This window comes from Devosia sp. XGJD_8 (assembly GCF_046614475.1).
GTDB lineage: Bacteria > Pseudomonadota > Alphaproteobacteria > Rhizobiales > Devosiaceae > Devosia.
This window is the reverse complement of record NZ_JBKJHF010000001.1, coordinates 607,304-629,609: the sequence shown is the minus strand read 5'-3', so window position 1 is coordinate 629,609 and position 22,306 is coordinate 607,304. Positions and strand designations below refer to the sequence as shown.

Annotated in this window: 18 protein-coding genes and 2 pseudogenes; 6 read left to right on the top strand and 14 right to left on the bottom strand. The window is 59.8% G+C overall.

What is annotated here, in order from left to right; genetic code table 11:
- Positions 1 to 135 precede the first annotated feature (135 nt).
- Together ACLI1C_RS02870 and ACLI1C_RS02865 are read right to left on the bottom strand one after the other, a co-directional pair.
- Positions 136 to 3,528 (bottom strand): PAS domain S-box protein, encoded by a 3,393-nt coding sequence (locus ACLI1C_RS02870; RefSeq protein WP_411395347.1) that lies wholly within the window; start codon positions 3,526 to 3,528, stop codon positions 136 to 138.
- A 667-nt stretch (positions 3,529 to 4,195) separates the two neighbouring features.
- Positions 4,196 to 5,110 (bottom strand): FecR domain-containing protein, encoded by a 915-nt coding sequence (locus tag ACLI1C_RS02865; protein ID WP_411395346.1) that lies wholly within the window; start codon positions 5,108 to 5,110, stop codon positions 4,196 to 4,198.
- A gap of 352 nt (positions 5,111 to 5,462) precedes the next feature.
- On the opposite strand from ACLI1C_RS02865, the gene ACLI1C_RS02860 reads away from it, so the two are divergent.
- Positions 5,463 to 5,825 carry a response regulator gene (locus ACLI1C_RS02860; RefSeq protein WP_411395345.1) on the top strand — a complete coding sequence of 121 codons (363 nt, stop codon included), beginning with the start codon at positions 5,463 to 5,465 and terminating at the stop codon, positions 5,823 to 5,825.
- Positions 5,826 to 5,962: 137 nt separating this feature from the next.
- Here the strand turns inward: ACLI1C_RS02860 and ACLI1C_RS02855 are convergent, their stop codons facing one another.
- Together ACLI1C_RS02855 and ACLI1C_RS02850 are read right to left on the bottom strand one after the other, a co-directional pair.
- Positions 5,963 to 6,142 carry a DUF3606 domain-containing protein gene (locus tag ACLI1C_RS02855; protein ID WP_411395344.1) on the bottom strand — a complete coding sequence of 60 codons (180 nt, stop codon included), beginning with the start codon at positions 6,140 to 6,142 and terminating at the stop codon, positions 5,963 to 5,965.
- Positions 6,143 to 6,201: 59 nt separating this feature from the next.
- Complete coding sequence (locus ACLI1C_RS02850) at positions 6,202 to 7,881, bottom strand: sensor histidine kinase (RefSeq protein WP_411395343.1); 1,680 nt, start codon at positions 7,879 to 7,881, stop codon at positions 6,202 to 6,204.
- Positions 7,882 to 8,014: 133 nt separating this feature from the next.
- On the opposite strand from ACLI1C_RS02850, the gene ACLI1C_RS02845 reads away from it, so the two are divergent.
- Complete coding sequence (locus ACLI1C_RS02845; RefSeq protein WP_411395342.1) at positions 8,015 to 8,386, top strand: response regulator transcription factor; 372 nt, start codon at positions 8,015 to 8,017, stop codon at positions 8,384 to 8,386.
- 1,474 nt (positions 8,387 to 9,860) lie between these two features.
- Here the strand turns inward: ACLI1C_RS02845 and ACLI1C_RS02840 are convergent.
- From ACLI1C_RS02840 to ACLI1C_RS02820, 5 genes are all read right to left on the bottom strand, one after another.
- Positions 9,861 to 10,751, bottom strand: coding sequence for a division plane positioning ATPase MipZ (locus ACLI1C_RS02840; protein ID WP_411395341.1), 891 nt, complete (start codon positions 10,749 to 10,751; stop codon positions 9,861 to 9,863).
- 270 nt (positions 10,752 to 11,021) lie between these two features.
- Positions 11,022 to 11,297 carry a DUF6894 family protein gene (locus ACLI1C_RS02835; RefSeq protein WP_411395340.1) on the bottom strand — a complete coding sequence of 92 codons (276 nt, stop codon included), beginning with the start codon at positions 11,295 to 11,297 and terminating at the stop codon, positions 11,022 to 11,024.
- Between the two features lie 3 nt (positions 11,298 to 11,300).
- Positions 11,301 to 12,044 (bottom strand): Crp/Fnr family transcriptional regulator, encoded by a 744-nt coding sequence (locus ACLI1C_RS02830; protein ID WP_411395339.1) that lies wholly within the window; start codon positions 12,042 to 12,044, stop codon positions 11,301 to 11,303.
- Positions 12,045 to 12,837: 793 nt separating this feature from the next.
- Positions 12,838 to 14,217 carry a sensor histidine kinase gene (locus ACLI1C_RS02825; protein ID WP_411395338.1) on the bottom strand — a complete coding sequence of 460 codons (1,380 nt, stop codon included), beginning with the start codon at positions 14,215 to 14,217 and terminating at the stop codon, positions 12,838 to 12,840.
- Between the two features lie 305 nt (positions 14,218 to 14,522).
- Positions 14,523 to 14,792: a hypothetical protein gene (locus tag ACLI1C_RS02820; protein ID WP_411395336.1), complete on the bottom strand. Its 270-nt coding sequence runs from the start codon at positions 14,790 to 14,792 to the stop codon at positions 14,523 to 14,525.
- 274 nt (positions 14,793 to 15,066) lie between these two features.
- Here ACLI1C_RS02820 and ACLI1C_RS02815 point away from each other — a divergent pair, with 274 nt between their 5' ends.
- The gene (locus ACLI1C_RS02815; RefSeq protein ID WP_411395335.1) at positions 15,067 to 15,273 is read left to right on the top strand and encodes a hypothetical protein; all 207 of its coding nucleotides are present in this window, start codon (positions 15,067 to 15,069) and stop codon (positions 15,271 to 15,273) included.
- Between the two features lie 144 nt (positions 15,274 to 15,417).
- Here the strand turns inward: ACLI1C_RS02815 and ACLI1C_RS02810 are convergent, their stop codons facing one another.
- Positions 15,418 to 15,858, bottom strand: coding sequence for a DUF305 domain-containing protein (locus ACLI1C_RS02810; RefSeq protein WP_411395334.1), 441 nt, complete (start codon positions 15,856 to 15,858; stop codon positions 15,418 to 15,420).
- A gap of 283 nt (positions 15,859 to 16,141) precedes the next feature.
- On the opposite strand from ACLI1C_RS02810, the gene ACLI1C_RS02805 reads away from it, so the two are divergent.
- Positions 16,142 to 16,486: a hypothetical protein gene (locus ACLI1C_RS02805; protein ID WP_411395333.1), complete on the top strand. Its 345-nt coding sequence runs from the start codon at positions 16,142 to 16,144 to the stop codon at positions 16,484 to 16,486.
- Between the two features lie 35 nt (positions 16,487 to 16,521).
- On the top strand, positions 16,522 to 17,025 hold the full coding sequence (locus ACLI1C_RS02800; protein ID WP_411398193.1) for a DUF421 domain-containing protein: 504 nt from the start codon (positions 16,522 to 16,524) through the stop codon (positions 17,023 to 17,025).
- A 644-nt stretch (positions 17,026 to 17,669) separates the two neighbouring features.
- Here ACLI1C_RS02800 and ACLI1C_RS02795 read toward each other — a convergent pair.
- A complete protein-coding gene (locus ACLI1C_RS02795) occupies positions 17,670 to 19,319 on the bottom strand; it encodes an alpha-amylase family protein (protein ID WP_411395332.1) in 1,650 nt (549 codons plus the stop codon).
- Positions 19,320 to 19,321: 2 nt separating this feature from the next.
- Positions 19,322 to 20,287 (bottom strand): TIGR03885 family FMN-dependent LLM class oxidoreductase, encoded by a 966-nt coding sequence (locus tag ACLI1C_RS02790; RefSeq protein ID WP_411395331.1) that lies wholly within the window; start codon positions 20,285 to 20,287, stop codon positions 19,322 to 19,324.
- 188 nt (positions 20,288 to 20,475) lie between these two features.
- Between ACLI1C_RS02790 and ACLI1C_RS02785 the strand changes: the two are divergent.
- A pseudogene (locus ACLI1C_RS02785) lies at positions 20,476 to 20,648 on the top strand (integrase); the annotation flags it as partial.
- Positions 20,649 to 20,741: 93 nt separating this feature from the next.
- Here ACLI1C_RS02785 and ACLI1C_RS02780 read toward each other — a convergent pair.
- Together ACLI1C_RS02780 and ACLI1C_RS02775 are read right to left on the bottom strand one after the other, a co-directional pair.
- Positions 20,742 to 20,861 (bottom strand): annotated as a pseudogene (locus ACLI1C_RS02780) (EF-hand domain-containing protein); the annotation flags it as partial.
- Between the two features lie 446 nt (positions 20,862 to 21,307).
- A complete protein-coding gene (locus ACLI1C_RS02775) occupies positions 21,308 to 22,252 on the bottom strand; it encodes an HWE histidine kinase domain-containing protein (protein WP_411395330.1) in 945 nt (314 codons plus the stop codon).
- Positions 22,253 to 22,306 lie beyond the last annotated feature (54 nt).

Genomic DNA, 22,306 nt, shown 5'->3' with positions numbered 1-22,306 from the left:
GCGCCCACCGGCGAAGGGCGCTTCGCCAAGTGCGCGCCCCAAGACCCCGCAGAGTTGTTCACGAAAATGACGGGTTAGTGTTCGACAGCCCTGCATCTGTCGAATGCACCAAGCCCAAGCCCGGGCGTGCATCGCCTATCCCTCAGCGATCAGATCTCGCACTTTTCGGGCGAAGGCATCCATCGCGAACGGCTTGGTGAGGAGGTGCATACCGCGCTCGAGATGGCCGTGGTTGAGCACCGCATTTTCTGCATAGCCTGTGATGAACAACACCTTCAGATCCGGCCGTGTAACCCGGGCCGCATCTGCCACCTGGCGCCCATTGGTGCCCCCTGGGAGGCCAACATCGGTGACCAGCAAGTCAATCGCCCGTTGCGACGCAAGCACCTTGAGGGCCGTCGCGCCCTCTGCAGCCTCGATGACCGTGTAGCCGAGGTCCGTAAGGGCCTCTGCGGCAATCATGCGAACCAAGGGCTCGTCGTCTACGAGCAGTATCGTCTCTCGACCGGTTGATTGTGGCGCTTCGGCTGCCTGCTCCAACAAGGGTATACTGGCATCACCTGCGTGTCGTGGCAGATAGATGCATACCGATGTCCCCTTGCCCAGCTCAGAATATATTCGGACCGCCCCCCCGGACTGGCCGGCAAAACCGTAAACCATGGAGAGACCAAGTCCCGTCCCTTGACCAATTGGTTTGGTGGTGAAGAATGGATCGAAGGCGCGCTCAATCACCTCTGGGGCCATGCCGGTTCCGGTATCGCTCACGCAGAGCGATACGTATTGTCCAGGTGCAAGCGCTTGTAAGCGGGCTGCGTGCTCGTCCATCCATCGGTTCGATGTCTCGATAGTCAGGGTGCCACCATCAGGCATGGCGTCACGGGCATTGATGCAGAGGTTGAGCAGCGCGTTCTCGAGCTGTCCTCCATCGACTAGTGTGGTCCACAAGTCTACGGCACTCGAGGTTTCGACATGAATTTCGGGGCCCATGCTCCGGTGCACCAAGTCCAGCATGTCCTTGATTAGTGCATTTACGTCAGTGGGTTTGGGGTCGAGCGTCTGTCTGCGGGAAAACGCCAGCAACCGCTGGGTCAGGCCAGCGGCTCGCTTGGCGGCTCCTGCAGCTCCGGTTATGTAGCGATCAAGATCGGAAACTCGTCCTTGGGCCAACCGAATGGACATCATTTGCAGACTGCCGCTGATGCCGGCGATGATGTTGTTGAAGTCGTGCGCCAAACCGCCAGTAAGCTGACCAACTGCCTCCATCTTCTGCGACTGCCGCAAGGCGTCTTGCGCTGCACTCAGTTCTGCTTCTCTGGCTTTCATCCCGCTGAGATCGCGCCCGACAGCTATGAAATTCCGGCCGTCAGGTTCTGGAGCCACGGTCCATTCGATGGGCTTCCAACCGCCGGCCTTGGTCGCGATGCGGTTCTCAAATCGCGTGGGCGCGCCAGTCTCACCCATGCCCGCCAACGCCGCCAAGGTTGGCCCCATGTCCTCATCATGCATGAATGTGGCATAGGGTCGACTGAGCAATTCGTCTTCTGACCAACCCAGCACTTTGGTCCAGCTGGGGCTCACCGCCGACATCATGCCCTGCAAGTTAGCGCGGGCAAACATGTCTTGTGACAGCATCCATAACCGATCGCGCTCTGCAGTTCGCGCAGCAAGTTCGGCCTCTCTCTCAACTTCGTCCGTTATATCGCGACCCGTGCAGTAGACGAGCCCGCCTTCGGGCACCCCCACCCAAGAGATCCAGCGGTAGCTGCCATTCTTGCAACGGTAGCGATTGGGAAACTTGATGGCTGGCTGACCGACCTGCGTCAGCGCGAAGCCCTTCCGTGAGGCTTCGAGGTCGTCGGGGTGCAGGAATTCCCATATCGGGGTACGACTAACCTCATCTTCCGACCATCCAAGTACGGTCTGCCAGGCCGGATTGGAGGTCTTGAAATAGCCGTCGGAAGTCAGCGCTCCCATCAAATCCGGACTGACCTGCCAAGTCAGGCCGCGGGCCTGCGTTCGCTCTACAACCCGTCGCTCGAGCTCCACATTGAGGGCGCGCAGCCGTGCTTCACTCTCGCGCAACTCGGCAATTGCGCCAACCCGCTCGATATGCGCCCAGGAGCGTGAGGTTACTTCACCGAGAAGGTTCAACTCTTCCGGGGTCCAGAGGCGGGGTTGCCGATCGTGGATTGCCATGAGGGCTGTCAGCCTGCCGTCCTTGACCAAGGGCATGCAGATGGTAGCCGCAATGCCAATATTCTGAAATGCCGCCGCCTCGTGAGGCGCCAGTTCCTGCTGGTTGTCGTTGATGATGAGCGGCTTTCCCGCGCCAAGCCGGGTTACTGCGAGCGTGCCGAAATCGGCCAAGCTGTAGTGGCCCACGATGCTGCTCGATCCGGGCGCGGCCCAGTCACCACGAATGGTGAAGCCGTCCTCATCCTCGTCCATATCGGCGTAGGCACAGTTGGCAAGGTCTAGGTGCTGGCCCAGCAACCGAGTTGTCACCTCCATAACATCATCGGCGTTTGCCAGCGGCGCCGTTTCTTCTGCCAGCCGATGCAAGAACCTCAGCCTGGCTTCGCTGACCGCCAGGGCCGCGTGGGCGGCCTCCCGCTCCGTCAAAGACGCTCGCAGAGCTTCCTCAGCAAGCGTACGCTGGGTTACATCGTTGCCCTGTACAAAGATGCCCGTAACTTGACCATGATCGTCTCGAATGGGCTCGTAGATAAAATCTAGGCGGAAATCGCGGACCGCTTCACCGGGCAGAGGCTGCAGCCTTACCGGTATCGCGTCTGCCAGAAAACGCTCGCCCGACGTATAGACCGCTTCCAGCAATTCGAAGATGCCTTGCCCCTCCAAATCATGGAAAACGTCGCGCACCGGACGACCCACATAGTCGCGCCGACTGAAGAGTTCAGCATAGGCTTCATTGACGAACTCGAACACCAGGTCCGGGCCCGTCAGGATGGCGATGAAACCTGGGGCCTTTTCAAAGAGGCGCTGCTGGCGTTCTTTCTGCGCCTGCATTCGAAACTCGCTGAGGACTTGGGCCGTCGTTTCCGTGCAGACACAGAACATGCCTCCTATATGACCATCATCGTCTCGAAGGGGGGAATAGGAGAAGGTGAACCATGTATTCTCAGCGATCCCATTGCGACTTACGACAAGTGGCAGGTTCTCGAAATAACTTGCCCTTCCATCGAGCGCCGCCTCGATCGAAGGGGAAATATCGGACCAAATTTCTGGCCACACTTCGATGAACCTGCGGCCCATGGCTTTGGGATGCTTGGCACCTAAGATCTGGGCATAGGCGTCGTTGTAGATCAAACCAAGCCCGTCGCCCCAGGCAGCAAACATCGGAAATTTAGAGCCCAGCATCAGGCCCACGACGGCGCGAAGCGATTGGGGCCATATTTCCGGGTTGCCTAACGGTGACGCGGACCAGTCGTTGCCACGCATAACGGACGCCACTCCTGCGTCGCTTTCGAGGAAATGCAGTTGCGCACCAGCAGTCTTTTCAACCGTCATTTCGCAGTCACCTTCGTTACGTGCAGCTAACGAATGCATCGCACTTTCGTTCACCTCCCAACAGCAAGCCGCGGCCCAATGGGAGGTTCGCCTGCCAAGGTTACCCAGGCAGAGCCGACCCAAGGCATTTGCCTGCGGACAATCGATCCGCGCATTTCTCACGAACGGGCACCACACGCGCTTTCGACAGATCGCTCCACCAACCGGTGGTATCGGCATCCGCGCAATCGATGGCGACGGTGGGGGGCTCAAGGACAGGAGTGATCAGATCATCTTCTACTACCGCGCCGACGTGCACAGCTGGCCTGGGATCAACTGATCCAGTATTTCGTACCCGACGCTGACTTCACCGATGATCGATCCGAGTTCGGCCGGCTGTTGTGCGAAAACTGTGACGGGCGGGGCGCCACATCATCTTGCAGCCGCCCGAGGATACAACAGGCATGGGCGGGGGCCGCGGTTATGACCACGGACCGGGCCTGTCCATCGAGGATGCCCACGGCAGCATCCACGCGAGGGCGAGCGCAAACGCCGGGGCATAATGACCAAGGATGAACTGAACGCGGAGAGCCGCCCGGCACTGGAAGTCGCAAGACGGGCGGAGCGGCGAGGGGAGCATTTCATCGGCCCGCCAAATTCATGGGCGGATCGAGCGGGGCCGGAGGCTTTAGTCCCTCTTCTTGCCGCCACCATTCCCGTGGCCGCCGGCGTTGCCATTCTCCCCGCTGTGACCATTGTTGCTGTTGCCTCCGGCACTACCATGACCGTGGTTGCCGCTGCTATTACCATTGTTGCCGCCAGCGTTCCCGTTCCCCGCGTTTGCGCTGTTGCCTTTGCCGCTTCCGCTGTCGCCATTGCCATCGGCATTCGCGCTGGCGTTGCTGGAACTGCCCCCGCTGCCGTTACCGCGGTTGGCTTCGCCATCGCTGGACGTGCTCATGCCCTGGGATCCACCGCCCTGAGCTTCGATCACTTGGCCGGCAGAGTTGCGGATGAGCGGAAGCTCTGCATCACCCGTGGCGGAGACGGTAAAGCTACCGGTGGGATCGACACTGGCGCTCTGACCGGGTGTGATGTCCACGCTGGTCCCAGACTTTGGGTCCGCGACGTTCACCTGCCCCCTATCGACGGAGACACTTCCCCCGGTACTCCCGCTGCGAACGACGAACTGGGTCCCCTTCACGATAGAAGCCATATGGGGTGTCACGACTGCGAAATGGTTCACGTCTCGCCTCTCCGCCTCTACGGCGACCTGGCCGTAGTGCTGGTGGACATTCGTGAACTGCTGGCCGTCCCTGTCGAGAATCTGAATCATGGTGTGCCCGGCCAGGTCGATCGTTTCGGCGCCCCTCGTGAACTGGACCCGTCCATTGCCCAGCGTCTTGATGTATCGATCATCCGAGACGACGTCGCCACGCTGAAGCGGCACCCACTGGCCGTCCTCAAGTGCAAGTACCGACCCACGCAGCCTTTCGGCGACCCAGTCGTCGGCCAGGGTCGGCTGCGCGGTAGCCAGGCTGAGGCCTGCCGCAGCGATGAAGGAGAAGTGTTGAAGGATATTCATCGCAATCGACGGATGCACCCGCCCCCCTTTTTGTTGGGAGAGAGGGTGCCTTTCACGAGTTAATCAAATGTTGCGGCGCCCATCGTTCGGGCGGTCATGTGCCTTTTGTCCTTGCGGCCACTTAACTGAACCCATGCAATTGTATCGGTGCGATATGGCCAGGACCGTCTCCATCGCTAGTGCAGGTGTATCGGTGGCGACCAGACAACGGGCGCTATATCGTGCGGCATTGGGACGGCTGCCCTGGCGTAAACAGCTCGTCGCGCAGGCTATAAAGGGCGCGTTCCGCCTCGCGCGTGACGAGCCCGCATACGACACCCCAGGCTATGCGCGTACTGGCCTATCGCGCAGCGCCGTGCCAAGATATGGAATGCTCACAAAGACTTCGGTCGCCCTATTGCTCGAGGACGAGCCCCTCATCGCTCTGGACCTGGAGCAGATGCTCGAAGAAGCAGGCTTCGACGTGAGCATCGTTATGACCTGCGCGGATGCGAGCGCGTGGCTCGAAATCCATCGACCCGATATCGTCATAGTCGATATCGAGCTGCGTGACGGTCGTCCGGACCATTTCGTTGAGCGCTTGGTGCACGACGACGTTCCCTTCATCGTCCACTCTGGCGACCACCCCGATCAGCACGCGGGCACGCCCTTCGCGCAGGGTCTCTGGATCAGCAAGCCAGCGGAACCGGATGAGCTGACAGGTGCTGCCCGAGCGTTGCTTGCTGCGCGGTAGTCAGGCGCGAACAATCCCACCACGGTAAAGGACCATGGGGCTGCGATTGCAATCCTGCAACGCGGTCCGCCTCCTGGCGCTCCGGCCCACCGACAAATGTTCATTCACCAGGCGAATCCGCCGCCAAAGTCCCCAAGCTAAGCGTGAAGGCGCATCCTACGGTTGGAGTTTTGCTCGACCGCCCTACGGCTGTTGCCCTCCGACTTTATGGCATCCTTGACAGCGGCCTTCGATTTTCCCGTCTTGCCGGCCTCGTATCTGATTTCGTGATCCTGACCACCCGCGACTTTCGCCCGATCCTGTTTCGTATTCGGCATGATGTCCTCCATAAGATCGTAAGGACCGTTCAACGCCTGACGGAATCGAAGGTTCACACCTAGACTGGTGTCTCCGAGCTTAGCACGCGGTCTAACGGGCAGTTGAGGGTGTATTCCAGCCCTCCTTTATGGAAATTCAGTTCCACCGTGCCAGAGGTTTCCGCCGCGAGCACCCGCTTGACCATAATTGTTCCGAACCCGGCGCGATCTGGATCCTGCACGCGCGGGCCGTTACGTTCGCTCCAGATCAACCTGAACCGATCCACCTCGATTGACCAGGAAACATGGACTGTGCCCTCGGCGACGCTCAGGGCGCCGTACTTGACCGCGTTAGTGGCCAGCTCATAAAGCGCCATTGCCAGAGCCAGACCGACTTTCGGAGAAACCCTCATGGTCGGTCCTGCCAACACAATGCGTTCCACATTCTCGCCAACGAACGGCTTGAGTGATGTGGCGGCGATATCGGCAATCTCGCCCGCTTCACCCTCGCGCGCCAACAAGGCGGTATTGGCTCGCACGATAGCGCCGATGCGACCCTCGAAAGACCTGATCTCGGGGAGATCGGTGCCGATGAAGGTCTGCTTGGCAATGACCTGAATGACAGCCAGAAGGTTCTTGACCCGGTGCTGGACCTCTCTCGCATTGAGGTCGCGCTGCTCTTCTGCCAGCGCCTGACCTCTTTCTCGATCGTCAAGTTCGTCAAACAATAGATCGATGGAGCTGCCGATGCGCCCGAACTCGGTGCCGTCGTCCGCATAGCCAGTCCGGGCGCTCTTGTCGCCGGAGCGTCTTGCCGACACGGCTCTACTCAGGCCGTCCACGGGTTGCTCCACCCACCATCTGCCAACGAGCCAGGCAAGCAGGACCGCAAGGGTCGCGCCCAGACACGCCACCAGCGTATTCACCAGCGCCGTGCGATCGAGCGGGGCCAGGACCTGGCTCTCTTCCATCCCGAAGAACACCGCGATCGGGGGAGCACCGGTCACAGGTCGATAGCCCACGATCAGCATAGCGTTGTCCGGTCCCGGCGCCCGAGCAGTGGCGGGCTCGCTGCCCTGAGCCAGCGCTGCGAGGGCAGCGGGGAGGCTGTCTCCCGGCTTTAGATCCCCTGCGGGAAATCGCATGAGCACGGTGCCGTTGAGGTCCGCCACGATTGCCGCTCCAGGCGTTCCTGTCATGGCTGCGCCCACCAGACGTTCCAGCTCGGTCAATATGACGTTGAGATAGATGTAGCTGGTGCCCTCCCCGGACAGGTTCGGGATCGCCATTGCCATGGGCAGAGCCGCGCCCTCAGGAGTGGCCGTGTAGGTGCCGACCTGCAGTCCACCCGTTGCTGCAGCGCCCATCAACTTGCCGACCCCGGTCGCCACATCGGGCAGTGCAGAGGAGCCTGAATGGCAAAAGATCGCGCCCTCCGTATTGGCGATCGCCAGATCCACCAAAGAAGGAACGTCCTGTCGAATGCCGGCCAGATACTGCTCGCAGCCATCGCGCTCCTGTAGTTCGCTGGAGTGGCGCATTCCGATCATCAGCGTTGCTGCGCCGGTCATTCCGCGGATCACTTCACCCAGCACTATTTCGGTCATGCGCAGGGAATTTGCCTCAGCGTCCGCTATGCTCTGCGAGCGGGTGTTGAACTGATCGATCACTATGATCGCGAAGGCCGGCAGCAGGCCCAGGACAGCCAAAATCAGCAAGCGGCGGCGAAGGTTGAGCTGCGTTTTTCGCCGATGCGCCAAGGAAGATACTCCGCAAACTCGGGTTGAGCTCGCGTTGAGATACAGGTTTGCACGGCCGCGTGCTACAATAGGTTGGATCTTGTTTGGCTCACGTCGCGTTCTCCAGACCGCTGCACGATCATGTGGACGACGAATGACCAAAGTTCTGTATGTCGAAGACGAGGCTTTGCTGGCGATATCCATGGAAAGCATATTGGTGGAGTCAGGCTACATCGTAGCGCTGGCTCATGATGGTGAGGAGGGCGTTGCGCGCGCGCTGAGCTTCTTACCCCAGGTCATCGTCACCGATTTCATGATGCCCCGAATGGACGGCCCTGCCATGCTGAAGGAACTGCTGTACCGTGGTATCAAGGTGCCCGTCGTTCTCACCACAGCGGTCCCCGAAGAGGACATCACCGCCGAGGTTCGCGGCCAGATTGACATCTATCTGCCCAAACCTTTCAGCGAGCAGGACCTGATTGCAGCTGTGAACAGCCTGTCAGCTCTCTCATCTGAGCCTCATTAGCCATCAAGGGCGATAGCGGCCCGAAGAACCTGCAGCGCTCCAGCGTCCGCACCATCCATCCGGCGCCAGCCTGATTTTGCGGCGCCCGAAGATGATGAGGTGGGGCGCGGAGGACGGAATGGGCTTGCAAGCGGCCCGGACAATGGGAAGGCGGCCGCACGCAAATTGACAAAGTGCGGTAGACAGGGCCTTCAAAATCCAAACGCGATCGCGCCGTACCGCGTGTCCCTTTCTCCACCATTAGCAGGATAGCTGACCCTGTGCAGGACCTGGCGGCGGCGAAGCGCAGGCTACTGCCTCGATGCCGGGTGATCCGCCCGCCGCCATTATCGAACATTTGCCGCAAAGCCAGGGCTCTCGGCCGGAAAATTGCGCGCAACAGCGTAGCCGACCTGCCCGGCGGACAGCCTGGCCTCACCAGCCCTGCCCGCCCCATACCACGATCCTGCGGCCGCCCGCCCTTGTCACCTGCAAGCGGGCCATGGTCGATCGATGCCGGCCGACCGGAGCCCTCAAGCCCATCAGCAGGGCGGCCCAGAGCGTGTTCGATGAAGCGGGGCCCAGCTCGCCTATCGCAGCGCTGGCGGAGGTCGGATAGCTGGCCATGTCGGCCCCTCATGTGTCGAGCAAACGGTCGGGCCGCTGCTAACCATCGAAGACATCTCGCGTTTATTTTCGAACCATAGGTCTGTACTGACGTTTGAACCTCGTAGGAGGAAGAGCCATGCGAACGATCAGCGAAAAGCGCAGACGCAGGTCGATGCTGAGGTCGGTGGTCCTTTTGGTCTTCGCCGCTATTGTACTCACGCCCAAGGTTGACCAGATCACACTGCCCGATTTCGGGATGCCGTTTGTCGCTGCGGCTGTCGCCTCTGAGGCCGACTGACACCGTACATCTTCCCGCTACCATGGTTGCTGCCGTGGGATCGTTGACCCCTCCCTGCGGAAATCCGGCGAAGGGGCGCGGCGTCTGTCAAACCAATCCTGCCATCGGCCTGGACGAAGAACCGCGCTGGCAGCTTCGGTTGCCCAACCCGGGCCGTTCCCCACGGGTGGCAATGGAATCGTGGATTGCCCAGCGCGCCGGCATGGTCATCGTGCTGCCAACATAGAACTCCGGGAGGAAGACAGCTTGTTTATCGCTGTCACGAAACTCGGGCCGCCGGCAATAATGCCCGGCATGATCAGCGGCACGGTGATGCGCAGGAAGGCCTGGAACGGGCTGTCGTCAGAAGATGGCAGCCTCCCCCATGCTGGGCGAGTGCAGTAAGACCGCCATGCGGATGCCGTTTCGGCAGTCAAATTTGTCCAGCCAACCCCATTTCGCACCGCCTGCTCGAGGCAAAGCGCCGATCCGGCGAGATTGCTCCGCCCCGGGCGCACCATGGCGCCCGTCGTCGTCCGTCCACATCCATGCCCGCGAAAGCGTAAGTGGTGCCTGGAGCGGCATCCGCGCCCGATCCGGCGTCTGGCACTAGGACGCAATGACAATAGAACCATCGTTGCTCCGGGCGGTGCGTTGCATGGCTCGTGCAGCCGCACTGTCCGGCGCGACCATCGGCAGGCCGAGTGCGGCGACAAGGTCGCGATACTCCTGGCGGGCATTGACATGGGACATCGACGGCGCAGCGCCCAGCAGATGGGCTTCGAGTGGATCGAACACGGTCATTCCTATCGAAAAAAGCGATCGGAAGATCACGCGCTCAGCAATCCCATTGGCGACTCGGCAACCGAGGCGTGCCGCCACACGATCCATCGTGCCTTGCACCTGGCTGGCATTGCGCGAGCCCAGATTTGATATGCGATTGCGGACAAGAACCCAGTCAATTCCGGGCGCGCCAGTCGCGCGGCGTTCGGCGCGGGCGCGCTGCACATTGCGTGCGTACGGGCTGGTCTCGATTGGTTCGCCGCTTACCGGGTCCACACGGACGAGGACGTCCAGGTCAATCATGCTGTCATTGACAGGCGTGACCAACGTGTCCGCAATGCCGTGAGCCAGGCGTGCCAGATTGCCGTCAAAGCCGGGCGTGTCGATGACCACGTAGTCGACCTCGTCCCGCAGCCCGGCCATGCATCTGGAGAAGATGTCGCGTTCCGCGCGCTCGTTCTCGCTGACCGAGTCACCCCAGGCAGTGGAGAGATGGACATGCTTGGGCATCGGGACCCTACGGTCGGCGCCGGCCATGGTGGCGCGGCGATTGCGGACATAGCGGGTGAGGGTCTGTTGACGACTGTCCACATCGACCGTGGCAACGCGATAGCCCTGATGCAGCAGGTAAACGGCCAGGTGCAGTGCCGTGGTCGACTTGCCTGAGCCGCCCTTCTCGTTGCCCACTGCAATGATATGCGCCCCGTTCTGCTTCATCCCGGTTCTCCAAAAGTCACGACTATCCCGGAGGCCAGCAAGCCCCGGTATGGTTAACAAGTCCCTAAGCGGATCTGAACCAGGGCGATGATTACCCGCCAAATCTTGCGTCTTCCTTGTGCGCTGCCAACCCACGGCAATCACGCAAGCAGCATTCGCCAGGACGATCCGTCAGGTCCCTGTGTCCAGAGGCGCGCGAATTTCCGCGATCTTTTCCCCGAACCACAGCAAAGCGGAGCCCACCCTCCCGTCAGGCAGCGCGACAATTATTCAATCATCCGGACGGCCAGTTTGGTCCTCGCCCACCACGTCACCAGAAGGCGTCACTGTGCTGAGAGTCACCGAGAGGACTACCGGGCCATCAGCACCATCTCGAATGGCTATCGCGACGTCCCCTATGTTGGATTCTCGCAACGCATCCCGCACCATATCCGCCAACGCGCGCCGGGCCTCCTGAATGGCTGCCGCCATGTCGGGCAACTCTATCCCCACTTCGTCGATGAAGGCTCCATCCTCGTCGCGGACGTCAAAGTAATAGCGCGGCATCTTTCAGCGCGGCTCCCTCACGAGGTGGAGATAGCGATCATCGAATCCGGCAAGCGTTGAAAGCGCTGCCCAGTCGACGATTTCCAAGATACCGCGATCCCAGGAGATCAAGTGGCGCTGGCGTAACTCCTGCAGGACCCGGTTGATGTGCACTGATGAAATGCCCACGGCGTCAGCCATTGACGCCTGCGTTATGGGGAAGGCGAAACGATTGCCATCAACCATCCCCACAACCTTGAGCCTCGCATAGACCTCGCAGATGAGGTGCGATGTGCGCTGTGCTGCGGACAGTCGCCCCATACCCACCAGCCACTCTCGGTGGATGGCGCCATCAAGCAGGGTCAGCAACCAGAGCAGACGCGTCAGGTGGGGATAGCGTTCGGTGAGTTCAACCAGTCTTTCATGAGGGAACGTGATCACCGCACCGGTGGTCAGGGCGCCTACAGAATGATCCATTTCCTTGAGAAGGAAACTATGCAGATCAACGAAGTCGCCCGCTATGTGGATAGCGGTGAGCTGGCGGTTCCCGTCTGCCAGCACCCGGTACCGGCAGGTAAAGCCACTGGCCACCAGCATGCTGCGTGAAGGACGCTGCCCCTCCAGGACCAAATCCTCACCGGGCGAAAAGTCAATCACCGCATCTGCTGCGGCGGCAATGGCCGCCCGCTCTGCCGCGCCGAGTGTGTCACGTTGCAAGACCCGCCCGAAAAAGGGCTCCAGCAACTGTCTGACAGTGTCCTTGCTCATGCGGGCTCACCTTTCCAACATCGAACCTCCTGACCGTTGCTTTGGTTGCTCCGCAGCTAGACTTAATCCAGGTTAATTTCGGCCCTCACGGGGTATGATAGACGTCGGCAATGGCTACGAATTTTCGCATTGTCGACTTGAGGGCAGGACAGTCCCGCTCAGAGATCCTGGTGGAGGAGGCCCTTTCCCCAGAGGATGCAGCGCTGCAGGCTACCGGGGAGGCGCTTGTACGGAGCGGACGTCCTGGGGACCTGCGTGTCAGAGTGTATTTCAAGAAGGGCGATCAGCCCACCACCATGGTCAGGCTCTATCGAAAGGTTGAGGACAGAGATGATGCAACAGCAGTCGATCGTCCTGGAGGCTGAGGTTCGGCACGGAGGCCAAACCCATAAGGCGGCCTACTTTGTGGAAGGCGACGTGATTCATGCCCGGGTGGGCGGTCGAGTTTTGGTCGCACCTCTGGCTGGAGGAGACGCTGACGAGAGGGTGAGGTCCCTGCTTCTCGGACACCTGATCTCGGAGAGCAGAATGGCTGGGCACGCAGCGCGCTGGCGAGACCAGCTAGGTAATTGACTATTCGTTAGTTGGCGGTCCCTAAGGGCACTGCAAGAGTTGCTGGAACAGTCCCGACCGGTCTGGATCGCGTGCTACCTTTTCACCGACAAGTCCGGTGGGCGACCCGATGATGCGGACGCGACCCGGTTCCACATTCTGTAGTGATCCACTCCACGCGTGAGCAATTGCCTATGACCCGGCGCAGCCGCCTCCCTTTCGGTTGGCCGCGCATTCGAGCTCAGGCGGGTATCGAAGCGACGATACGGCAGTGAACGCCGGCGGACGTGTAGCTCAAGGACGCATGTCCATTGTATGGAGTGAACAGCGCCCGTTCAATCATGCGCGTGCCAAAGCCCGCGTGATCTGGCGGTGATACTGGCGGTCCGCCCGTCTCCGTCCAGGTCAGCACAAGGCGGCGTTCGCCGTCCACCGTCCACATCAGCGACACTCTACCGCCTGGAATTGATAGGGCACCATACTTAACGGCATTGGTCGCAAGCTCGTGCAATGCAAGGGCAAGGGTGCTCGCAAATCCTGCGGGTAGGGGCATATCCGGGCCGGCCAGATCAAAGCGGGCTGAACTATCCCCGTCGTGATGGGGGGCCAGCACCCGATCTACGAGACCCACGATTGACGGGTTGTCCCAATCCTCCTCGCTTACAGAGCCGGCGGCCGCGGCCAGCGCAACAAGTCTGCCACTCAGCGCGGCCAAACCATCCTCCGGGTGAGCGTGCCCCCGGATCGACTGCGAAGCGATGCTTTGCAGCACGGCCAGGGAGTTCTTGATGCGATGCCGAAGTTCACGGGCGATCAGTTCGGAGCGCTCCTCCGCATACTTGCGCTCCGTAATATCATAGAGGACGCCGATAACCCGCTTACCATCACTCTGCGGTACTTCCTGAGCGCGCAGGCGAACCCACTTGGGAGTGCCGTCTGGCCAGATCAGTCGCAAATCTGCTTCCATACGTTTTTCACCGCGCGCCGAGATTTCAGCGGCAAGGGTGTGAATGCGCTCAAGTTCGCCTGGCGCGAAATGCGCCTTAAACTCCGCCACACTGGGTCTCGCGTCGGGCGGAAAGCCGCACAGCATGTTGAGTTTTGGGGAATGCGTGACGGTTCCGGCGACGACATCCACTTCCCACACAGCCATGTCTCCAGCGTCGAGGGCCAGTCTGAGACGCGCTTCGCTTTCCGCTACCTGGTCCTCGCCTAGCTTCTGTTCGGTGACATCCTGGATAGTGCCCGTATAGGCGACGCATCGAGCATCAGAACTGGAGCCATCAAAGGTCGCCTGCCCGTAAGCCAGAACCCATCGGACCTCTGCAGCGTCGGCACGCACCAGGCGATACCGGTAGGGTTCTGAAGCGCGGATGGCCGGATCCATTGCGCGCTGTGACATTGACCAGGTGCGAGGGAGGTCATCAGGATGCGTCACGCCGCGCGCCATGTCCAAGGTAACATCACCGTCCGGGTCAAACCCGCAGATGAGTTTGGCGCGGCGCGAATAGACCATTTCGCCGGTGACCAGATTCCAGTCCCACAGCCCTATGCGAGCCGCTTCCGTTGCAATGGCAAGCCGTCGCTGGACCGTGCTGAGATCCCAAGAGTGCTGCTCCATGTTACCTCGACAATCCGGCGACTACGACGCTGCCGCAGTATAGGCAAATCGTAGAACTGAACCACCCTAAACGAAGCCAGCCACCCGGTCGGGCCCGAGATGTGGTTCACTATACTCGCTAGAGTGTCTCTCGAAATGTTGGGGCTGATTGCTGCAACAAGTCACAAGAGCGAAATCGGTTTCGGACGCCTGCCAGCTGCCCGCCTGGGCGCGTCATCCATTGGTCAAGTTCCTCCTCAGATGGACGCCTAGAAGCACTCCGAAGCCAGGACATAGACCATTCTTCGGCCTTGTGTTGGCAGGCATCAGTTCATCCCGCCTATGAGAACGATCGCCACACCGACGGCCGCAATGGCTGCCAGGTAGATGGTCACACCGTTCGGAGCCACGCGCGGCGGCTGCCCAATCTGAGCTTGGGCTTCGATAGCGCGCTCGGTGCGGGTCGGTGGATCTCCGGCTGCTTCAGCGTCGGTACCCAAGGGAACCGCAGCAGGATCGGGAAACGCCACCTTCTCGCCCGTTGCGCCGCTGTCGATAGTATTTCTAATCTGATCGGTGGTCGGCACTTGGGTCATCGCCATCTCCTTCACGAGGAAATGGCTGTGGTGTACTAGTCGTTCCCGGACGCCTTAGGCCTTACCGACGAGCCTTACTTCCGCATTTATGGCCGAAGCAAACATAAGTGCCCACCGATGACCGACGACTCCACCTCACGCTCGGCGGCGAAATGACTGGTGAGAACTTGGTCCCTATATCGAAGCCGCCGCCGCAGGGAAATGTTCGGTCAGCAAGGAACGCGAGCTTGCTGAGAATGTTGGCACGGACGACAACGTTAACCAGAATGCCACCATGACCGACGACGACCTCACCCCCGACGAACTGAAGACCCTCGCGCGCTTCCAGTCTCCAACGCAACCCCTCGATATAGACCCGCAGGTCTTCGCAAAGCTGCTGTCGATGGCCCTGATCGAGCAGAAAGAAGGCGGTCCCGAATTAACGGAAGCCGGTCTTGAGCGCGTCAACAATCCGAACGTTAGTGCCCAACGCCTACGATGATCCGGCACAAGAGCGGGGTCTCAACGCCCACCAATCATCGAAGGAAACCACGGCCCCGTGGCCTTCGTGGGCCGGCCGCCCGCGCTGCTGGCGGGCTACCTGCCCTTGAAGTGTGACGGATTGCGGACAGATGGGCGTGGGATTTCATTCGATATCAGCAATGAGCTGTTTCATCTCGGCGATTTCCCGGACTTGTGCCTCAATGATTTCATTGGCCAGCTCCCTAACGCGGGGATCTTTTATATCAGCCCGAGTGCTGGTCAGAATGGCTATTGAGTGATGCGGGATCATGGCTCGCATGTAGTCCAGGTCGGTGACCGTCTCCTGGCTCCGCACAAGCCATAGCGAAGCACTAAAAATTACAAGGGCGCCTATCAAAATGGCGATATTGGCGGCCACGTTCTTGTACATGGTCCACATGAACAAAAGCATGATGAATGCCATCGTCGCGCCCATGAGCAGGGCCATCCAAAATCGCGTTTGGCTAAAAAGAACGTGTTCAATTGTGTAGGTGTTCAGATACATCAGCCCGAACATCACAATTGTCGATGTGACGATCATTGCTGCAAAGCGCGTGTATTGCATTGGAGCTCTCCGCTGTTTGCCAAGGAATGGTGGGGAATAGGTGCAACGCCATAGTTGCGCAGCAGTTGCCGGTTGCCGGTGCCTGATCGCCTTTGGGTTTTCCCAGCGCCATACGTCTCAAAAGCCGACGATTATCTTGGTTGGCGAGTATAAAATCACGCGGAGTTACCGCCCACGTCTGAGGCAGTCATGCGTCGCACTGTTTGGTGACGCATCCTTATCCACCATCATCGGTTGACCTAAAGAGGCATCGCTTCCGCGATGCAAAAACAGGAGAACCAAGATGGCAGGTCAGAAAAGCGGTACAGGCGCATCCACCGAGCTCAACGATGAAAAGGTTCGGAAAGAAGACATTCTCAGCAACCGGGACAAGGCGGCGAGACGCCCTGGGCAGAGCCTGGACGGAACGGGTGTCCAGGTGGACGAATACAAGGATATCCCGACTAACCAACGGCCCAAGGGTGACGCCGAGCCCGAGACCGAGGACAAGCCCGACAAGAGTGAAGCGAAGGTCGATCGGCCGGGCTTTGACCTTGGGGGAGCAAGCGGTGACACCGAAGCAGGAAAAGGCTTGGGCCTCGATACCGATGCCAAGGAAGGCCGGAAGGACTGGGGCCTTCCTCGGTAGGGGACAGTTATGTGATTGCAGAAAAGGGAGCCTTCATGGACTGGTTGGCTATGTTCTTTCAGGACTGGTCAGGTATCGTGAGAACCTTGCTGGTTGGAGCACTCGCGTACATCACGCTTGTTCTATTTCTTAGAATTTCCGGAAAACGGACCTTATCCAAGCTCAACGCGTTCGACCTCGTGGTCACTGTTGCTTTGGGTTCGACGCTTTCGGCAATTATCCTGCAAGAATCCGTCGCCCTGGCAGAAGGGGCGGCGGCACTCGCCCTTCTCATATTCCTCCAGTTTGCGGTCACCTACTGGTCGGTCCGCTCCAAGACCTTTGCCAAGGTCTTGCGCTCTGAGCCGACATTGCTCGCCCATGCTGGTGCCTTCTGCAGTTCCGCGATGCAGCGGGAACGCATTACCGAAGAGGAAGCGTTGGCGGCCGTGCGGTCGTCCGGAGGTCGCGATGTGACTGAGATTGAAAACCTGGTTCTCGAAAGCGATGGCTCGATCAGCGCATCACTGCGTGCCAAGCCTGAAAGCGACTCTGCATAAGCTCTACCGCCTGGAACCGCATACGGTCAGTTAGGGAAAGAACAGGGGGATTCTCACTGGCGTATAGTCCTCAGCCAGCTTCCAGCCCAGTGCTCTCAACCTGCTCACAGGGCCCTGCGTTGCGAGGGTTTCACCCAACACAATCTCCGCCGCCTGTATTGGACTGCGCGCTGCCACGTGAATACAGATTGCCTTGTCCGGAACGCCGTTCGCGTCCACCGGCTGCACAGAGAAATTGTCGAGAGACTTCATGATGGGCAGTGTTCGCCGGAGAGGTTAATGCCGTGCTAACGCAGAGTTCCCGCGGCCGTTTCACGATAGTCCAACTCGGATGATGACAACTTCGTGTCAAAAGGTTGACGAAATTGGGCTAGGAACGTTAGGCTTTTTGAATGGAGGGCGCCGCACCTCAAGCCCCTTTTCACCGTATGGCGGCGTCCTCCGTAACGTTGAACGACGACTGAATCGTGGCGTGGGGACGGTCACCAAAATTTCGTTGGATGCGCCCAGCGTGGCAGTCAGTGCCATGCAATGTGTCGGGCTGATTTTTCACACTGATACATTGGCTTATAGCGGCCTGCCCCATCTGGCAGCTGCTGATGCTCGGGTCGGAACGGTACACAAGTCCTTCCAAGCTGTTCGCATCAAAGCAGCCCAAGCCATCGGTACCCATAGCCGTCCAGATGAAGCGCTATGGTGCCATCGCCTCGAACGTCTATCTCGCCCTCGCCAAGACGATCGACGAAAGAGGTTTTGTCGGGCCGGGATCCCATTTGAAAGGTGATCTGTTTTTCGCTGGAGTTGAGATTGTGGATGACCAGCGATCTGCGCTCGCCCCATTCATAGCTCATGGCGAGCACAGCTGGGTCGGCGATCGGCAGGAGGCTCCACTGGCCAAACGCGATTTCAGGCATTTCGCGCCTGTGGCGGATGAGTTGCTCCATCCAGATCAGCAACGAGTCTCCATCGCGCTCCTGATCCCTGACGTTAATAGCTGACGGCCCCCACTTCTTAGACCGTATGAGTGGACGGCAGAGCGCGTCTGAGGCCGCCTCTGAGAACCCGCCATTTTTCCGGTCAGACCACTGCATAGGCGAGCGGACGCTCATACGACCTTCGATTGCGAGGTTTTCAGCCATGCCTATCTCCTCTCCATAGAAGAGGACTGGCGCACCAGGGAGCGCGAACATCAGGCTATAGGCCATCCTCAATCGTGCCTGGTCACCGTCCAGCATGGTGGGCAGGCGCCGGCGGAGCCCGCGTCCAAATAGCTGCATGTTGGGCTTGGGTCCAAAGGCCGTGAATACCTCCTGCCGTTCAGCCTCAGTGAGCTTGTCGAGCGACCATTCGTCATGATTGCGAATGAAGTTCGCCCAAGCGCCATCCATGGGCAGTCCAGGCATGGCCCGCAGGTTATGGACGAGGGCGCCTGCGTCCTCCCGCACAAGTGCAAGGGCAAGGGCCTGATTGAGATTGAAATTTAGACACATGTGGAGTTCGTCGCCTCCACTGTCACCATAGAATTCCCGCACGGCTTCATACTCGAGATTGACCTCGCCCATGAGCAGCGCGTCCCCCCGCCTGCGGCCCAGAAAGCTTCGCAAGTTGCGCAGCCAATCATGAGGATCAAGCTCCATCGCCTGAGCTATACCCTCTGTTTCAAGCAGAAAGGGGACGGCATCGACGCGGAAGCCAGACAGACCAAGCTCCAGCCAAAAGCCGATGATCTTTAGGATTTCGTCCCGCACATCCGGGTTGGCGATGTTGAGGTCAGGCTGATGCTTGTAGAAGCGGTGCAGGTAGTACTCCCCGGTCTCTTTATCCAGCTCCCAATTGCTGGTTTCCTTGTCCGGGAAGACTAGGCTTTGCGAGGCTTCCTCCGGTATCGCTTCACGCCAGACGTACCAGTCCCGGAAGGGCGATGACTTGTCGGAGCGAGAAGCCTGAAACCATGGGTGCTCGGCGGATGTATGGTTTACAACGAGGTCCGCGATCACCCGAATGCCGCGATCGCGTGCGGTTCTGAGGAATTCGACGAAATCTCCCAGTGAGCCGTAGCGCGGATCGACTGCATAATAGTCGAGGATGTCATATCCATCGTCTCGATTGGCCGTTGGATAGAATGGCATCAGCCAGAGGCATGTGACGCCAAGTCCGGCAAGATAGTCGATGCGGTCTGTCAGCCCGCGGAAATCACCAGTACCGTCGCCGTTCCCATCGCGAAAAGTCTCCACATCAAGGCAGTAGAAGACAGCATTCTTCCACCACAGATCACCGGTCTGCGAAATGTCCATGGTCAGTGTCCCTTGAGATGCGGCAGCACCCGTTCGCCGAAAGTGTCGATAAAGGCCTGCTGCTGCTGTCCGACATGATGTAGGTAGAGGCCGTCAATATCCAGGCTCGCCAATTCGCCCAGCACGTCCACAAACCGGGACGGCTCATGAGAAATTAGCACGGAGGCATGCATGTCCTCCTTGCGGACGAAGCGGGACACCTCATCAAAGTGCTCAGGCAGCTCAAGATCCCAGCAGACTGGTGGCGAGAAAACGTTCGACCTCCATTGATCGAAAGCGATCTCGACGGCCTCCTCGGCACTGGCAGCATATGAAAGGTGCACTTGCAGATAGATTGGTTTCCCCTCACCACCACCCGTGCGGAACTCGTCTATGATCTGCTTTAGGGTGTCGTGAGGCTGGTTGATGGTGATGAGGCCGTCGGCCCAGCCGCCAGCCCAATTGGCGGTCTGGGGACTGACGGCAGCGCCAATCAAGCTCGGTGGCGCCTCAGGCCGCGTCCACAGCTTGGCGCGATCAACCCTGACAAGGCCGTGATGGGTAACCGTTTCACCCGCAAAGAGCTGACGCATAACCTTGATGCATTCGCCAAGGCGGGCATTTCGCACCGCCTTTTCGGGCCAGCGATCACCCGTGATGTGCTCGTTAGCAGCCTCTCCGGACCCCAGCGCCATCCAGAAGCGACCGGGGAACATCTGCGCCAGAGTGGCGCCCGCCTGCGCAATGATTGCTGGGTGATATCGCTGCCCCGGCGCATTCACCACGCCAAAAGGCAGCGAGGTCGCGTGCAGTGCCGCCCCCAGCCAAGACCATGCAAAGCCCGACTGCCCCTGCCGTTCACTCCACGGCGCAAAGTGATCGGAGCACATCGCAGCGTCAAACCCCGCCTTTTCCGCGCAGACGACAGCCTTGAGAAGGGTGGCAGGATCTACCTGCTCGTGGGAAGCGTGATATCCGATGATCGACATTGCGTAATGAGGCCTCCGACTGATCACTGCAGAACGGCCCAGCCTCCCCTGTGTTCCGACCAGCACGGGCCGTTTGCCAAGTACCGGCGGCTATCGTGCTTGCCGGGGGATCAAATGGGGTCGGTCGCCCCTCTGGACCAGAACAATATCGTTTCTCCTGGGGCCACCTTGGCCAAAGGAGAAGCGTTATGGGTATCGCACAGTATGATCCTGCTGCGGCAGGAAGGCCTGCCTGGAACGCCGGCAGACAGGTCGGCGCCAAGCGCGCCTAAAGGTCCGCCAGATAGGGTCGATCCGCTTCTTTCTGGACCGCGAGGGCCGAATGGACCGACCGCTCTTCAACCTTGCGATCGACAGCAAGCGGATCCATGCCGGCAAAGCGATCTTCCTTGGCCTGCTGCATTGCCGCCTGGCGGTTCGGATTGTGGCCCGTCTGCGGCCCCATCCGGACGGTCATGTACTCCTCCATGGTCACAAACCCGTCGTCGTCGGCGTCCATGACGGTGAAGACTTCATCCGCCGCCGAGGCGGCTTCCTCGGCGCTGATCACCCCGTCCTCATTGACATCGAGCATTGTGTAGCGGCCGCGGCCGGGCTGACCCATCATGCCCTGACCGTAGCCGGGTCCCGTCATCATGCCTGGACCGAAGCCATAGCCGGGCGTCGTGCCGTAACCTGGGCCGAAGCCATAGCCGACCTGCGCGAGAGCCGGGGAGCCGGCAAGCGCCGACGCCATCGAGGCGGCGGTTCCGATTGCGAAGATGCGCCTCATGTCTATCTTCCTTATGTTGATAGACTCTTCTTGCACGCGGTGCGGACGAGGTGTGTGTTGATGCAGGTCAAGACCGCGGTGGCCGAAGTTTCCCCTTCTCTGTCAGCAAGAACTGTCAGCCAGCAAACCAGCCCGTTATCGACATTGATTGACTTCAGCGAGCCGTCAGCTTTCAGGAAATCGAAAAGGCGGTCTGAATGGCAAAAAAGGGTCGGAAGTGGCCTTCGAGGCCGGTCGAGAGGCGGACACTATGACCGGACTTCCAGTGCCCATAAAAGTCCGTGGGCGCCAAATTCCATCTGCACCTCTCCCCCGACCGCACGCTCAACCATGTCCACGATGAGGGCGTGACCAAAGCCCTTCTTTTCAGGTGTGGGCACCTCCCTGGAGATGTGCTCTCGCCACTCCATCCGCCAATGTGCTGGTGAGAGACGGTCCCAGCTGACCGTCAACCGACCTGCCGGGTCGCAAAGTGCACCATATTTGAGGCTGTTGGTGGCCAGCTCATGCAATGCCATTCCGATGGTTTGAGCATGTTGCGGGCACACTTGGATGAGCGGTCCCTCAAAGGTAACGCGGCTATCCTGCGCAACGCCGATTGTATCGAACTGACCGCCGACGAGAGCGCCCAATGACACGGCAGACCAATCCTTGGAGACAAGCAGGTCATTGCTCGCGGCTAGGCCTGCAAGTCTAGAGGAGAATGTGTCTAGAAAGGACTCCGTGTCGGTGGAGCGGGCCGTATTGCGTGCGATGGCTTGCACGACAGTGAGAAGGTTTTTCGTGCGGTGGTTCAGCTCGCCCATGAGGTAGCGTGCCTGCTCTTCCGCATCTCGTTGCTCGGTGACGTCGGTATTGACCCCGGTCATACCCAGGAAGCGCCCATCCTGATCAAATCGCGGGTTGGCTTCGGTTCGCATAATCCGGAACGTACCGTCAGCTCTCTTGTAGCGTGCCTCGACGGAAAAGGGCGTGTGTTGCGCCATGGCCTGGCCGAACGGTGCGGCCAGCAGTTCTACGTCATCCGGATGGAGGGTTGAGGACCAGTCGAAGTCGTCCAGGTGGTGCGGATCAACGCCCCAAAATCGGCGCAGCGCCCTGCTTAGAAACAGGCAACGTCCTTCGGCGTCGCCCATCCAGAGCATGGCGGGCGTAGTCTCCGCAATTGCAACCGCGAGCTGGTCGTCTGTCATTCAAGCATCCGCCGCTGGGGGTGAGAAACGATGGCATCAAGGTCCTGGAGCATA

Excerpts from the sequence above, each read along its gene's own strand:
- ACLI1C_RS02870 (WP_411395347.1), bottom strand. The coding sequence starts at position 3,528 with ATGACGGTTGAAAAGACTGCTGGTGCGCAACTGCATTTCCTCGAAAGC.
- ACLI1C_RS02860 (WP_411395345.1), top strand. The coding sequence starts at position 5,463 with ATGCTCACAAAGACTTCGGTCGCCCTATTGCTCGAGGACGAGCCCCTC.
- ACLI1C_RS02855 (WP_411395344.1), bottom strand. The coding sequence starts at position 6,142 with ATGCCGAATACGAAACAGGATCGGGCGAAAGTCGCGGGTGGTCAGGAT.
- ACLI1C_RS02845 (WP_411395342.1), top strand. The coding sequence starts at position 8,015 with ATGACCAAAGTTCTGTATGTCGAAGACGAGGCTTTGCTGGCGATATCC.
- ACLI1C_RS02840 (WP_411395341.1), bottom strand. The coding sequence starts at position 10,751 with ATGAAGCAGAACGGGGCGCATATCATTGCAGTGGGCAACGAGAAGGGC.
- ACLI1C_RS02835 (WP_411395340.1), bottom strand. The coding sequence starts at position 11,297 with ATGCCGCGCTATTACTTTGACGTCCGCGACGAGGATGGAGCCTTCATC.
- ACLI1C_RS02830 (WP_411395339.1), bottom strand. The coding sequence starts at position 12,044 with ATGAGCAAGGACACTGTCAGACAGTTGCTGGAGCCCTTTTTCGGGCGG.
- ACLI1C_RS02825 (WP_411395338.1), bottom strand. The coding sequence starts at position 14,217 with ATGGAGCAGCACTCTTGGGATCTCAGCACGGTCCAGCGACGGCTTGCC.
- ACLI1C_RS02820 (WP_411395336.1), bottom strand. The coding sequence starts at position 14,792 with ATGACCCAAGTGCCGACCACCGATCAGATTAGAAATACTATCGACAGC.
- ACLI1C_RS02815 (WP_411395335.1), top strand. The coding sequence starts at position 15,067 with ATGACCGACGACGACCTCACCCCCGACGAACTGAAGACCCTCGCGCGC.
- ACLI1C_RS02810 (WP_411395334.1), bottom strand. The coding sequence starts at position 15,858 with ATGCAATACACGCGCTTTGCAGCAATGATCGTCACATCGACAATTGTG.
- ACLI1C_RS02805 (WP_411395333.1), top strand. The coding sequence starts at position 16,142 with ATGGCAGGTCAGAAAAGCGGTACAGGCGCATCCACCGAGCTCAACGAT.
- ACLI1C_RS02800 (WP_411398193.1), top strand. The coding sequence starts at position 16,522 with ATGGACTGGTTGGCTATGTTCTTTCAGGACTGGTCAGGTATCGTGAGA.
- ACLI1C_RS02795 (WP_411395332.1), bottom strand. The coding sequence starts at position 19,319 with ATGGACATTTCGCAGACCGGTGATCTGTGGTGGAAGAATGCTGTCTTC.
- ACLI1C_RS02790 (WP_411395331.1), bottom strand. The coding sequence starts at position 20,287 with ATGTCGATCATCGGATATCACGCTTCCCACGAGCAGGTAGATCCTGCC.
- ACLI1C_RS02775 (WP_411395330.1), bottom strand. The coding sequence starts at position 22,252 with ATGACAGACGACCAGCTCGCGGTTGCAATTGCGGAGACTACGCCCGCC.